General features: G+C 38.9%; 8 protein-coding genes and 1 pseudogene. 7 read left to right on the top strand and 2 right to left on the bottom strand.

Annotated features, from left to right (window positions below):
• Positions 1–573: pseudogene (locus ACM0OT_RS13225) on the top strand (peptidase M48); the annotation flags it as partial.
• Between the two features lie 721 nt (positions 574–1,294).
• Complete coding sequence (locus ACM0OT_RS13220) at positions 1,295–4,828, top strand: NB-ARC domain-containing protein (RefSeq protein ID WP_414564799.1); 3,534 nt, start codon at positions 1,295–1,297, stop codon at positions 4,826–4,828.
• 633 nt (positions 4,829–5,461) lie between these two features.
• Here ACM0OT_RS13220 and ACM0OT_RS13215 read toward each other — a convergent pair.
• Positions 5,462–5,677, bottom strand: a complete 216-nt coding sequence (locus ACM0OT_RS13215; protein ID WP_414564798.1) for a hypothetical protein — start codon at positions 5,675–5,677, stop codon at positions 5,462–5,464.
• A gap of 48 nt (positions 5,678–5,725) precedes the next feature.
• Complete coding sequence (locus ACM0OT_RS13210) at positions 5,726–6,517, bottom strand: hypothetical protein (protein ID WP_414564797.1); 792 nt, start codon at positions 6,515–6,517, stop codon at positions 5,726–5,728.
• A gap of 1,656 nt (positions 6,518–8,173) precedes the next feature.
• Here ACM0OT_RS13210 and ACM0OT_RS13205 point away from each other — a divergent pair.
• From ACM0OT_RS13205 to ACM0OT_RS13185, 5 genes are all read left to right on the top strand, one after another.
• Positions 8,174–8,521, top strand: coding sequence for a carboxymuconolactone decarboxylase family protein (locus ACM0OT_RS13205; protein ID WP_414564796.1), 348 nt, complete (start codon positions 8,174–8,176; stop codon positions 8,519–8,521).
• 144 nt (positions 8,522–8,665) lie between these two features.
• On the top strand, positions 8,666–9,232 hold the full coding sequence (locus tag ACM0OT_RS13200) for a hypothetical protein (protein WP_414564794.1): 567 nt from the start codon (positions 8,666–8,668) through the stop codon (positions 9,230–9,232).
• Positions 9,233–9,303: 71 nt separating this feature from the next.
• Positions 9,304–9,933, top strand: coding sequence for a DJ-1/PfpI family protein (locus tag ACM0OT_RS13195; protein WP_414564792.1), 630 nt, complete (start codon positions 9,304–9,306; stop codon positions 9,931–9,933).
• A gap of 73 nt (positions 9,934–10,006) precedes the next feature.
• Positions 10,007–12,130, top strand: coding sequence for a glycogen debranching protein GlgX (gene glgX, locus ACM0OT_RS13190; protein WP_414564791.1), 2,124 nt, complete (start codon positions 10,007–10,009; stop codon positions 12,128–12,130).
• Between the two features lie 313 nt (positions 12,131–12,443).
• A complete protein-coding gene (locus tag ACM0OT_RS13185) occupies positions 12,444–14,615 on the top strand; it encodes an AGE family epimerase/isomerase (RefSeq protein WP_414564790.1) in 2,172 nt (723 codons plus the stop codon).
• The last annotated feature ends 112 nt before the right edge of the window (positions 14,616–14,727 follow it).

Genomic DNA, 14,727 nt, shown 5'->3' with positions numbered 1-14,727 from the left:
CTACCTTTGGGAGTAAGTGAGCATAGCGAAACTTGCTCAGGTAGGGGAGTGTCAATATCAAGTTCTGCCAATGCAGGTTTATTGCTGGGTGCGCCACTGATTGGCTTAGGGCTAGGAATACTCGTCAAAGCCTTGGTCATGTTCCCCGATTACCAGCAAGCAACAGCTACCGACATTCTCACCTTAATGTCAGACCCTTACGCCAGTCCATTGCGCGGACAACCCGCAAAACTAGCAGGTCAACTCATTGGTCGTGGCGATGCTGGTTATAAATTCGGTTCCGATTTAAAAATCCAAGACCGTAGCGGGATGCTGTATCTGCACTACGCCTCACGTTTTGGCCCCATCGGCAACTTTTTATTTGGTATGAAGCGAGTGCAAAGCCTGATTGGTGAACAAGTCGGGGCTGTGGGTTGGTTCCGCCGGGGTGTAGCGCCTTGGATGGATTTACTTCAAATTCAGAGTGAAAATGGCACTATTGTCAATAGTTACCATCGCTTTTGGTCATTCATCCTGGGCGGAGGCTCGATTATCCTGGGATTAGTCTTAATAATGTTTTTGAGCAGCACATAGTTGAGTTTTTAGACTGCTGTCAGCGCATTTCTCATGCAAGCTTTAATTGATCAGGAGGTAGTGATTTACTACCTCCGTTTTTTATCCATAATTTTTATTTTTAAACGCAAAGTATCGCGAAGGAATCTTTATATACCTCTGTGTTAAACCTTTGCGTCACTCTGCGTTTTTACTTTTGTTTCGATGGCGAGGCTGATGGCTTTCATGATGAGACCAGTCCTTGCAGATTCTGTTTCAACGTAGAAATCAGGCTTTGATATAGTTACTGATAGTTTAGAGCAGGAAAATACATAATCTTGTCCGACGCCAACACAATTTTTAATTAATACCTATGTACTATGAAATAGCGTAGGCTTAGCCCGCCGCAGGCATCGCATTGTGCCAATTGCGTAAGTCCTGTAAAAATAATATTTAGGTATTTACGACCCTAAAGACTTTTTGTGCTATTTTAATACATAAATATAATTACTAAATTTCATGATTTTACCTATGAACATGTATATATCTAGCCTACATAAGTAGGCTGGTTCTTTTAGCCCCAGATATTGCTTATTGTAGATACTAATTTTTCGCCCACAAATTATTAGTGTACAACAATAGTATTTATGGTATTAATCATGCAATTAATAAGTTGCAATTATATTTTTATCAAAGTTCGTTTTAGAGTAACTAAATTCCGAATCAGCCAACTTAAATTCAGTTTAAGCAAGTTTTTGGTTTCATGAAACAGACAAAGCAGAAGCGCAAACGTGGTCTTATCCTGACTCCAGAAGGATTACAAAAACTTCAGTCCGCTAAACTTAGTACTGAATTAAACGAAAATTATGGAACTAGATTTACTCTAGAAGACTTAAGTGACCGCATTGGTATTAATACCGCCACTGTCTCAAAAGTATTATCGCGCGAAGAAGGAGTTGATAAACGCACAATTGAACTTTTTTTTCAAGCTTTTAATATACAACTGGATAAAAGTTACTATACAAATTCTGATCAATCCCAACACCAAGATTGGGGAGAAGCGAATAACATCTCAGCTTTTTATGGACGTACAGCAGAAATAGCTACACTAGAAAAATTGCTGCTTCAAGAGCGTTGTCAGTTAGTGGCAATTCTGGGAATGGGGGGAATTGGCAAATCAACGCTGGCTATAAAGCTGGCGGAGCGGATTAAGGATAACTTTGAATATATCATCTGGCGATCGCTGCGAGAAGCACCGCCCGTGGAAGCTATTCTCACCAGCCTCATCCAATTCTTATCCGATGAGCAAGAAACAGAAGCTTTCTTACCACAAAGTTTAGGTGATAAAATATCGCGCTTGATTGATTATCTACGGCAGCATCGCTGTCTGCTAATACTAGATAATGTGGAATCGATTCTGCGCGGTGGTAGTCGAGCCGGACTTTATCGAGCAGGATATGAAGGATATGGAGATCTGCTTAAACGAGTTGGAGAAGTAACTCACCAAAGTTGTTTACTGCTAACCAGTCGAGAAAAACCTAAAGAAGTAGCAATACTAGAAGGCGAAGCATTATGCGTCCGTTCATTTGTTATTGGTGGTTTGCAGGCTGTGGATGGGCAAGAAATATTGAAAGTCAAAGGAATTTTTGCTTCCGTTTTAGAATCCACCAAATTAGTAGAGCTTTGTGGAGGCAATGCCTTAGCTTTAAAAATGGTGGCTACAACTATTCAAAATGTATTTGATGGTAGCATAACTGAATTCTTACAACAAAAAACAATTGTTTTTGGTGATATTTATGAGCTTTTAGAACAGCAGTTTTTGCGATTGTCTAATTTAGAAAAAGATATAATATACTGGCTAGCAATCAATCGTGAGCCAGTTTCCATATCTGAAATACGGCAAGACATTATCTCACCAATATCAACAAAAAAACTGCTAGACTCGTTAGAGTCTTTATTAAGGCGATCGCTAATTGAGAACAATGAAGTCTCCTTTACCTTACAACCTGTAGTAATGGAGTATGTGACACAGCGATTGATAGAGCAAGTTTGTGAAGAAATTGCCACTCAGAATATTGATTTATTCAGGTGTCATGCTTTAATGAAGGCTACGTCCAAAGATTACATTAGAGATATTCAAGTTCGCCTCATTGTCCAACCAGTTATAGATGGGCTAATTGGTATTTTTAGAAGTCAAAGGAAACTAGAAAATCAGCTAACCCAAATCTTAGGAAATATCCGAGAAACATCACCTCTCGAACAAAGCTATACGGCTGGAAATATTCTTAATTTGCTTTGTCATCTCGATACTGACCTCACTGGCTATGATTTCTCTTATTTAACTATTTGGCAAGCAGACCTAAAGAATATAAAATTACATGATGTGAATTTTCAAAACGCTAACTTTGACAGGTCGGTTTTTACTGAAACCTTTGGTGGGATCTCTTCAGTAACTTTTAGTCCAGATGGAAAACTTTTGGCTACAGGGGATACCAATGGTGAGATTCGTTTATACCAAGTTGTGGATTGGAAACAACTTCTGATTTGTAAAGGACATACTAACTGGGTTCCATCACTGGCCTTTAGTCCTGATGGTAATATCCTTGCTAGCAGTAGTAGCGACCACACTGTGAAGTTGTGGGATGTTATTACTGGTCAATGCCTTCAAACCTTACAAGAACACGAACATGAGGTGTGGTCAGTCGCCTTTAGTCCAGATGGGAACTTATTAGCAAGTGGCAGTAATGACTGCACTATAAAATTATGGAATGTTAGCACTGGTAAATGCGTTAAAACTTTCAAGGGACATACAAGTTGGATAGTTTCTGCAATTTTCTCTCTGGATGGTCAGATGCTGGTAAGTGGCAGTGATGACGACACAATTAGATTGTGGGAAATCAGCACTGGTGAATGTCTCAAAATTTTACGGGGGCATCATGATGGGATAAGATCAATTTCTATCAGTCCTGATAATCAGACAATAGTGAGTAGCAGTGATGACCACACAGTGAAGTTGTGGAACCTTGGTAGTGGTGAATGTATCAAAACTTTACAAGGGCATCGTGCTGCGGTTTGGTCAGTTGCCATGAGTCCTCAAGGCAATCTCATCGCCAGTGGTAGCCTTGATCAGACAGTAAGATTATGGGACGTTAACATCGGTCAATGTTTAAAAATTCTTCAGGGACATTATGGTTGGGTACTTTCTGTTGCTTTTAATTTTCCACTAAACCTTCTCGCCACTAGCAGTGACGACCAAACTGTGAAAATATGGGATGTTATCACTGGTCAATGCCTTAAAACTTTTAGTGGATATACCAGTCAATCTTGGTCAGTTAATTACAGTCCAGATGGTCAAATGTTGGCAAGTGGCGGTCACGACCGCATAGTGAAGTTATGGGATGTCAATACGGGTCAAACCTTGCAAGCTTTACAGGGGCATCTTGCTGTGGTTAGATCAGTTGCCTTTAGCCCAAATGGTCAGACGTTGGCCAGTAGCAGTGACGACTGCACAGTAAGGATGTGGGATGTCAACACAAGTCAAGCATTGCAAACTTTACAGGGACATCATGCTGCAATCCAATCAATTGCCTTTAGTCCAGATGGTCAGACATTGGCAAGTGGAAGTGAGGATCAAACCATCAAATTGTGGGATGTCAACACAGGTCAAACATTGCAAACTTTACAGGGACATCATGCTGCAATCCAGTCAATTGCGTTTAGTCCAGATGGTCAGACCTTGGCAAGTGGTGCTTGGGATCAAAGCGTCAAATTGTGGGATGTTATGACTTGTGAGTGCAAAGAAACCTTAGAGGGACACAAGAATTGGATTTGGTCAATTGCTTTTAGCCCCAATGGTAAACTGCTGGCAAGTGCCAGTTATGACGGAACAGTCCGGTTGTGGTGTGTTGGTACTGGTAGCTGTATTCAAACTTTCCAGGTTTATGCAAATGGTATCGTCAAAACAGTCGTCTTTAGTCTGGACGGTAAGATTCTAGCTAGTAGTAGTCCTGACTATACAATTAAGTTATGGGATGTTGATACAGGCGAATGCAAAAAAACATTACATGGACATTCAGCTTGGGTTTGGTCAATTACCTTTAACCCAGATAATCAAACTCTGGCTAGCAGTAGCGCTGATGAGACAATTCGATTTTGGGACATCAGCACAGGTAAATGCTTAAAAACTTTGAAATCTACGAAATTCTATGAGGGAATGAAGATTAAAGGAGTTAGAGGTTTGACTGCCGCAACTCTTACTACTCTCAAATGGTTGGGAGCAATTACCGAGGAAAAATAACCTTAGTAAGGGAGCAACGCCACTTTGTGGGATGACCCCACCTGGAGAGCGATCGCTAAATTAATTCCCCGTATATTTTAATTGTTTAGTACATTAATTATAGCCCACATTCCGCACCTTGGAGTGTCACACAGCATAATCACTGAAATTTCTCTTGTTCTTCAGCTACAAATTATGCTTTTAAATCGTTCTTTAGCCGTGGATTCCAAGAGTAATGGTATATGAGATAGCTTTATCTCTTTCTAAAAAACAGCAAAAACCGATTGTGACAGTTGAGGGTGCGGAATGTCGGTTATAGTATTATCACTTAAATACAACCTGTACAAAAAATGAGCTTTTAGTCTATTGTGGCGACGGAAAAAAGGTAGAATTTTTTTTCAGGAATAATATTGAAACACGAAGTATCTGTCAGGGTTCAATATCCTGCGGCTAATCCTTCATAACCCATGCGGGGCTTGATTTATAGCCAACGAATCGCACAAACCTCACAAAATCGCGTTGCTCCCCCTTAGTAAGCAGTTATGTAAATTACCCCGCACTTCGCTTGACGCTACGTAACGGGGCTTTATCCTATTTCAGGAAAACTTGTTTGAAAGTTCGAGTGATATTATGTTTGGTAAATGACTGCGGAAACTAAAGATCAGCCATCGGGATATCGCTTGGCAATCCGTGTGCAAATTCCTCAAACATAATTCTTTCCAAGTCAAATTGCGTGTTGTCCAAGTTCTCTAAGCTTTCTTCCCTAGGCTTTTTAGCATAGTTATAAGAATTGCAAAGTTGCGGCTTGGTAGCATAATCATCAAAACTCAAACTTTGAGATTTGATAGCTGTAGTTTTTCCTGTTTTCATTATCTTTACCTCAGTAATTGAATTTTTTGTTTGTTGTTGAGTGAGTGATTAAACAGTTGATAACAAAACCCCAGTATGTTTATTTGTAAGTTTTAGTGGTTTCAGTAAATTTTGAATTTCCTCATCTGATATATAAGCTTCCTTGGGTGGACTGAAACGTAACCATGCCGCTTGATAGCAGGCCTTCGCCACAAGATCACGCTCTTGCAAAGTAAGTCCTGCAATTATTCCCAGTGTTTCCTTTACATGCTTTACCTCAGTCGAGCTAATAGCACTGTGTGCACGTAAGCAGCGAGTGGCATTAGTACAAGGTGGTAGCAATCCCTCCACTTTTTGTATGTAACCCTTTCCTATACATATACCTAAACGTTCTGCTGTATAGGAATAACCTACGCAATCAATTGGATTTGAATTCTGCACACTTTGGGTGAAGTAATTCAACAATGCCTTTGCAGCAGGAGGAAAAAGCACTTCCACAACGGCTTCGGCTCTATATCCCATAGACTGAATATCAAGCAGGGCGAGTCGGTCGTGGCCAGCTTCTTCTTTCGCTTTTTGTATAGCCCAGTGTGCTAAAGTCTCATGTCCAGATGCACTGAAGTGTTGAGCAGCTTCTTCCATCAATCGCGGTGTAGAGGTACACAAATGGTAAAAAGCTGCAAGCCGCCATACCCAACGAGTACGGGTCAGCTTTGGTGGTCTGCGATCTGTCTTTACTGTGTGCCAAGCATCAGCGATCGCTTTATCTAAAAGCTTTTGGGTATCAGCTATGCTTGCTGTATCAATGCCCTTACCTACAGGAATGGGTAAATTCAGTAAATTCTTATGAGTAGTTTCCATCTTTTTCAGTCCTGATTTAGGTGAGATATCTGCTCAAAAGGTATAGCCTTTCCTCAGCGAATGAAGTACATCAAAAATTTGTATATCAAGAGTTTCGCTTTTTAAGCTGTACCTCACGTGATAGGAAAATGCTATTACGATACTTTCTCAAAATACTGTCAGTTAACAAACTCAAAATGCAATAGTAAGAGAAAAGTTGCGGGTAAATTAAAAGAATTAGACATGATTTACTCTGTCTTCATGCTATTCTCTTTTACAGCAAAAAAGACTTTGATAATTTCATATTCCACGCTTCAATTAACTACCTTTTTTATCGTGGTAGACAAATGATTGCACATATCCACTAGAAAATATTTTGTGATCTAGCTATATAAAGCCAAGCTACCAAAATATTAGTGAGGATTTATGTCAAAAAATTTTAATTTGTGTCTGTATGTAACATGAGTGAATGTTAACACGAAATATGTTTTTACAAGCAACTACAGACATATTAGTAATTCTTTTCATTTCTACCATTTGTATCGAAATCAGCTTATGCACCTTATGAATTGGTTAACTATTCACCAAAAAGCTTCTCATTCAAGGATTCCCAATGTATAAATAACTTGAAACAGAGCAAATTCATTACAGTTGATTAAAGAAAGGAATGTTTGTATCATGGGCAATAATGTTTTATAATTGTTGCAATCAACTCACATCTCATGCAAGGCAAACGCATCTAAAGTACTCTTGATCGCAACCAAGAGGGAGAACCAACGAGGAAATGAGGATTTATCGTTTGATTCACTTTCCACGACTCAATGCGATGTCTACGACGGGCTACGCCTACGCTAAAATTTTTGTCAATAAGCAGAGATTAATGACATTATTTAAGAGTTTATTGAGAATAAACTAGTCTTATTGACATGATGCGGACGCCCTGTTATCTCATGTTGTTGAACATAAACTTACTACAAAGTTTTGTCTAATAAAAATCGCTAACTTAAGAATCAACTTAAGAGTTTGCCCAGATTTATCAATAAAATAAAAAACTACAATTGCTATCCTGCGTAGTGCGCTAGGTGTAGAGCTAACCATCATGATAAATACCCTGCGGCCAGTCGTCGCAGTTTCGATATTTGTATATTTCGTACCAGAAATGTTGAATCGTCATACCATTCACTTCTCCAGGCTCCCCAGTCTTTCCTGCTTGTCTAAATGTATCAACCTTAAAGTAAGACAATCTCACCCTTCAAGATATTAGACGCAAACTTTGTGTAACATTGAGCTACTTTCTTGGTTATTACTCCGCATCGACAGGTTAAACATATATTTTATGTTGCAAAACCAGCTGAAATCTTATTTAGTCAATTAGTTACTTAAGTTGACCTTTAACCTCATGATTTTCACTGGCTCAAACCTGCCAAGTTTGAAAAACTGAAAGACGAAAAGCGTTCAGTTATTCATCAGACTCTAGTTCCAAAGAGCAAGTATCAGGTGTTTGACTACACATAGAACACATAGAATAAAAAGGTAAGTCAAGCTTGCCATAACAGTTTTGAGCCTGACTACATTAGCAGCAACCACTTAGTAGGTATTTGCAATAAAGTAGCAAACCTCATGCCAAAAAGCTTTGAAACATGATAATTCTGGACATTAGTCAAAGAGGAAAAGGCAATGCCATACCGAAACGCAGTTTTAGATGATCAAAAACTTCAAGAAGCTTTAAAAAAAATCAATCCAAGGTTTGGGGATTTCTGTACCCGCGTAGCAGGTGAAGCATGGGGTTTGCCATTAATTGACCAAAAAACCAAGGCTTTTATAACAATTGCACTTGATGTTGCAAATCAAGATCAGGTCGGAACAGGTAGCCCTTTTGCAGCGCACGTCAACATGGCGATGCAACAAGGAGCAACGCGTGCAGAAATTGAGGAACTGCTTTTGTTTATGTGTGTTTATGCAGGATTTAACAAGGCAGCAGGTTGCTTCGGTACCCTCAACGATATTCTTGGTCTTTCAATATGATGTTCTCAAAGTTTATCAAATCGAGCAACCACAGTAATGGTACATTGACACATCAAAAAATTGTTGATATTGCACCACCAAACTGTACTCAATTAACAAAGTATACAGTCTAATACTGCCAATTCTCATATAACAGGGCATCAGATGAAAAAGCGAACTAATTACTACCAAGAACTATCTGTAGATTATTCAAAACCAGATGCAGTGGAGAATAAGTTAGCAGAGAAGTTAATTAAGGATGCTGAAGAATATATATCTCTGCGTGAAGAAAATTTACCAGAAATCAATTCAGAATATAGTTTAGCTCAAATAGAAAAAGAAAACAGGGATTGGTGGCCAACTCACTGTGAATCTCTACGACAAGGGAGAGGAGATATTTTAGCAGGTGAGTATGCCAGTAATCTTGTCTATCTGTGCGCTGACGGGCCTTTTTATGGCAGAACAGCAGGAACAGAAAGAGAAGCAAATTGGTGGGCAATTATTGCTCAACCAGGCGTCACTATGACTTGGCCTATCGTTATGTTTTATGGTGAAGTTGTTTACTTTGAATGGAACTGTATGGATAACGAGACAAATGAAGTCATTGCCAAAGGAAATGTTACTTGGTTGCGCCGCGGACACAGAGGTGCATGTTACTTAAAATGTGAACAACTTACTTTTTATCGTGATGTATTTGCACCTAATGAATTGATGCAGTTAATTAAGTGCTAATACCGAATGGCAATAATCACAAATCATCAATTAGCACACATTATTCATTATTAGCCCACACAAGAGAAAACATGGTAACTACAACTCCTCAGACTAAGGGTAAAATAGGTGTACTCATAGAAGAACACTTTGATGAAATAGAGTTTAGAGCATTCAATCAATTCTTTCCAGAACATGGATATGAAGTAGAATACATATCTCATCTTTGGAACCAAGAAAACGTGAAATTTCAGGGAGTGTTTTATACAGAAGAAGTCACGGTCACAGTAGAGATCAATGATATTGAACCTACTGATTATGAAGGGATTATTCTCATTGGTGCATATGCAATGGATCGTCTGCGCTATGAAGAGTATCATCAAGCTGGTCAGCCTAATCAATCTCCTGCTGTCAGGTTTCTCCGCAAAGCTGTTAAGGCTATGGATAATGGCAGATTAAAAATTGGAACTATCTGTCATAGCCTTTGGTTATTTTGTGCAGATCCCGAATTACTAAAGAATCGTGAAGTTACCTGTGCTCACAACATAATTTGTGATGTCAAAAATGCTGGAGGAATGATTATCTTTGATGGTAAACAAACCAAAGATGTACATATTGATGGCAATCTGATTACAGCTAAGCACCCCGATGTAGTCAACAAATTTATGGATATATTTTTGCAAGCAATTAATGAACAGCAATTGCAAGCAGTAAATCACTAGAAAACTCAGTTGCAAAAATCCATAGCTATTCTTGAGATTTTTCGTTTAACGTCAAGTAAATGAGTAAGTACTAATGACTGCAATTATACCACGTCAATACCAAGCAGAACTATCTACCAAAAATTACCAAGTAGAAGTAGGACGTACACATCCTTTGGGTGCAACACTTTACGAAGATGGAGTCAATTTCTCGATATTTGCAGAACATGCTACATCTGTAGAGCTTTTATTATTTGCACAACCTAATGACTTACAACCCGTTCAGATTATTCAATTCAACCCAAAAACTAATAAAACCTTTCACACATGGCATGTTTTTGTCAAAGGATTAAAGTCTGGAACTGGTTATGCCTATCGAATTGATGGTCATCAAGATTTACACCAAGCCGGACATCATTTCAACAAAAATAAGTTACTGTTAGATCCTTACTCTAAATCAAATGCTAATGTTCTTTGGAATCGCATTGATGCTTTAGGTTCAAAAGATAATTTGGCTACATCAATGCGTAGTGTAGTGCTAGATATTTCAAATTACGATTGGGAAGGCGATCGCCCTTTAAACCGACCCATGAGTGATACCATTATTTACGAATTACATGTTGGCGGATTTACTAAATCTCCTTCTTCTAACTGCCAATACAAAGGTACTTACTCTGGAGTCATTGAGAAAATTCCTTACTTAAAAAAGCTAGGCATAACAGCTGTTGAAATCTTGCCCATATTTGATTTTGATGAAACAGAAATTTTGCGAGAAGTTAACGGTACACCACTGAAAGATTACTGGGGATATAACCCCCATAGCTTTTTTGCACCTGAAGTTTCTTATTGTTATTCTCCCAAAGAGAAAAACCCGATTAACGAATTTCGGGATATGGTGAAGGCATTACACAAAGAAGGGATTGAGGTTATTTTAGATGTAGTCTTTAACCATACCAGTGAAGGTAACCACCAGGGGCCAACCATCAATTTTAAAGGTATTGGGAATACTACATACTATCACCTCGTACCCTGGGATAAACAATACTACATGGACTATTCAGGCTGTGGTAATACATTCAACTGCAATCACCCAATTGCGGAAAAATTAATTGTAGAATGCCTAGAATTTTGGGTGAAGGAAATGCATGTTGATGGTTTCCGATTTGATGAAGGATCTATCTTATCCCGTGGACAAGATGGAGTACCTATGAGCCATCCACCGGTAATTTGGCATATTGAAACGTCAGCAGCTTTAGCTGAAACCAAAATTATTGCTGAGGCTTGGGATGCTGGTGGACTATACATGATTGGCTACTTCCCTGGATATCGTTGGGCAGAATGGAACGGACACTTCCGAGATGATATTCGCAAATTTATCAAAGGAGATCCAGGATTAGTTGGGGCTGTTGCTGCACGTATAGCTGGTAGTGCTGATATTTATCAAGATACAGGGCATTTACCGATTAATAGTGTTAATTTCATCACTTGTCATGACGGGTTTACCCTGAATGACTTGGTTTCTTACAACGATAAGCACAACGAAGCCAATGGTGAGAATAATCAAGATGGTATCAATGAAAACTTAAGCTGGAATTGTGGTGTTGAAGGAGAAACTGACGACCCAACAATTGATGCATTGCGGCAGCGACAGATTAAGAACTTTGCAGCTATTCTCTTGTTGTCTCAGGGTGTTCCCATGATAGTGGCTGGCGATGAAGTTAGACGTACTCAAAAGGGTAATAATAACGCCTACTGCCAAGACAATGAAATTAGTTGGTTTGATTGGAATCTTGTAGAGCAGAACGCAGATATATTCAGATTCTTTAAGCTGATGATTGAGTTCCGTAATTGTTACTGCAATCCAGCTTTACGTCGTAGCCATTTCTTTAACGGTGAAGTTAATGAGCGTGGTTTAGCTGATATCTCTTGGCATGGTTGTAAGTTGCATAGTCCTGGTTGGCAAGATCCCGATAGCAGAGTACTTGCATATACTTTAGCTGGCTTTGAAGGACATGCAGATATTCATATCATGCTAAATATGTATTGGGAAAATTTAGAATTTGAAATTCCTCTACTTCAAGATAGAAGATGGTATAAAGTTGTAGATACTGCTGAGCCTTCTCCCTCAGATATTGTCGAAAAAGGGAAGGAGCCAATAGTTGACGGTTATACATATTACGTCAAAAACCGCAGTGTTGTGGTTCTAATCTCCCAATAACTATTCCAGATGCAAATAGATGCATAATATCGCTACTAATTCTTGGCTACATTTGGGTAAATATTGATCCTAACTTTCCAGGATTGCTATCACTTGCTGAGCAAATTTGATTCCTCTTCTACCGCTTAAAAACACAATTGTTGCATCTGCAATGATTTAATTTTATCGCAACCATGAAGATAGAACTATAATCACCAATTGCTATAAAAGACTGTGTTTAGCATTAACATTTATACATCTTAATGTATGTATTTTGTTAGCACCAAAGTGTACTAGAAGAGGATTACTAACTTCACCTCTAGGAGGATATGTAATGAATAACCTAGATTTTTCCTTTTCAGATATGCTTGCTGGGTATGTGACTGATTTTGAGCCGCATCAAGGAGCTTTTGGTACTTTTGGACTCAAGACATCAGATGGCAGAAACTTTAAAATTTTTCTCACCTTAACTACCTATAGTCAATTAGTACGCAATTTAGAAGAACCTTATTATGATTGCACCAGTCAGATGGCAGCAATGCTTGTACCAAATCGGTATCTTTTTGTGTATGGCATTTTTTATTTTGAAGCCGAGCAGCACAAATTTGAAGCTAAACAAATAGTTTTTCTAGGTAGAAAAGAGAATGAGTACTTATTTGAAAAACAAGACTGGTGGGTCAAGCAAATACAAAGTTTAGCTAATTTTTACCTAAAAGCTCAGTTTGAAGATGGCGAAATTGATTATCGCAATTATCGGACTGGTATCGGTTTAGTTGGTTCCAAAGAAGATAGTAATCGTCAAGAAACTGATACTATTTCTCGGTTAGTGTATGGTTTTGCTACAGCCTACATGATGACTGGAGATGATCGCTATCTAGAAGCGGCGGAGAAAGGCACAGAATACTTGCGCCAACATATGCGTTTTCTCGATGAAGGCGAAGGAATCTGTTATTGGTACCATGCAATTGATGTGAAACCAGACGGTACCGAACAAAAAATATTTTCCTCAGAATTTGGGGATGATTATGATGCTATTCCTGCTTACGAACAAATTTATGCTTTGGCTGGTTTGACTCAAACTTATCGAGTGACAGGTGATCCTTGCATTATTAACGACATTGAATTGACGGTCAATTTATTTAACAAGTATTTTCTGGATAAGACAGATCAAGGTGGTTTTTTCTCACATATTGATCCTATTACTCTCAGCCCCTACTCTGAAATTTTAGGACACAATCGCGCCAAAAAAAATTGGAACTCTGTTGGTGACCATGCGCCAGCATATTTGATTAATCTTTGGTTAGCAACAGGTGAAGAAAAATATGCTGATTTGTTGGAATATACTTTTGAAATTATTGAGAAAAAATTTCCTGATTATGACCATAGCCCCTTTGTGCAAGAACGTTTTTATGAAGATTGGAGCCACGATACAACTTGGGGATGGCAGCAGAACCGAGCCGTAGTTGGACATAATCTGAAAATCGCTTGGAATTTGATGCGAATGAATCATCTCAAACCAAAAGAAAAGTATGTTGACTTAGCTGAAAAGATTGCGGAAATTATGCCTGCGGTAGGTAGTGACCAACAGCGTGGCGGTTGGTACGATGTTGTAGAACGGAAACTAGAATCAGAACAAAGTATTAACCGCTTTGTATGGCATGATCGCAAAGCTTGGTGGCAACAAGAACAAGCTATCTTAGCTTATTTAATTTTAGCCGGCTCACTAGATCAAGCTAAATATCAACGGTTAGCACGTGAATCAGCAGCCTTCTATAATGCTTGGTTTCTTGATAATGAGGCTGGAGGTGTTTACTTCAACGTTCTGGCTAATGGATTGCCTTATTTACTAGGAACGGAGCGAGCTAAGGGTAGTCACTCTATGAGTGGTTATCACTCGTTTGAGCTAGCTTACTTAGCTACAGTTTATACAAACTTGTTAATTACTAAGCAACCAATGGATTTGTACTTTAAGCCCAAGCCAGGTGCCTTTAAAGACAACATTCTGCGGGTAGCTCCAGATATCTTACCGCCAGGAAGTGTACGTATTGGTGAAGTATGGATAAATGGGCAGAAACATTTAGATTTTGATCCAGAAAACCTGACAGTCAAACTACCATCCACTCAAAACGAACTCAAGGTCAGAGTCAGACTGCTGCCTACAACAATCTATTTTGATGCCACATTACTAGAAATCAGTGAAGGTACAGCCAAAATATCCTTAACTGGATTATTGAATGCAGATGCAGTCGGGCGTCTTCAAGAAGTATTAGCTCAAGCCACAGAAAAGCCTGTAAAACGTCTTGTTTTGCTATTACATGATCTGCAATGTGTCACTACTGTTGGTATGCGAACCCTCATTTTTATTAAACAGAAGCTGGGTGCTGAAGTGGAATTATATATAGTGGGTGCCAAAGTACAGATAGAGCATTTCCTGAGAATGAGTGGTTTCTGCGAGGGTGTCAAGATCCTAGATAAGTATGAAGATTTGGAATTAGTCAGTGTGTAATTAAAAGAGATTTCCCATACAAACAAATTCATGATTTCTATCTGCTGATAACCAACTGTACGTAAGGTACGGAAAGAACATTAATTTGATCGCCACATTAACGAATGAGAGG

Origin of the sequence: Anabaena sp. CCY 9613 (assembly GCF_963920895.1) — a bacterium.
GTDB lineage: Bacteria > Cyanobacteriota > Cyanobacteriia > Cyanobacteriales > Nostocaceae > Cyanocohniella.
The sequence above is the reverse complement of the archived record's forward strand: the minus strand, read 5'-3'. Positions and strand labels throughout refer to the sequence as shown.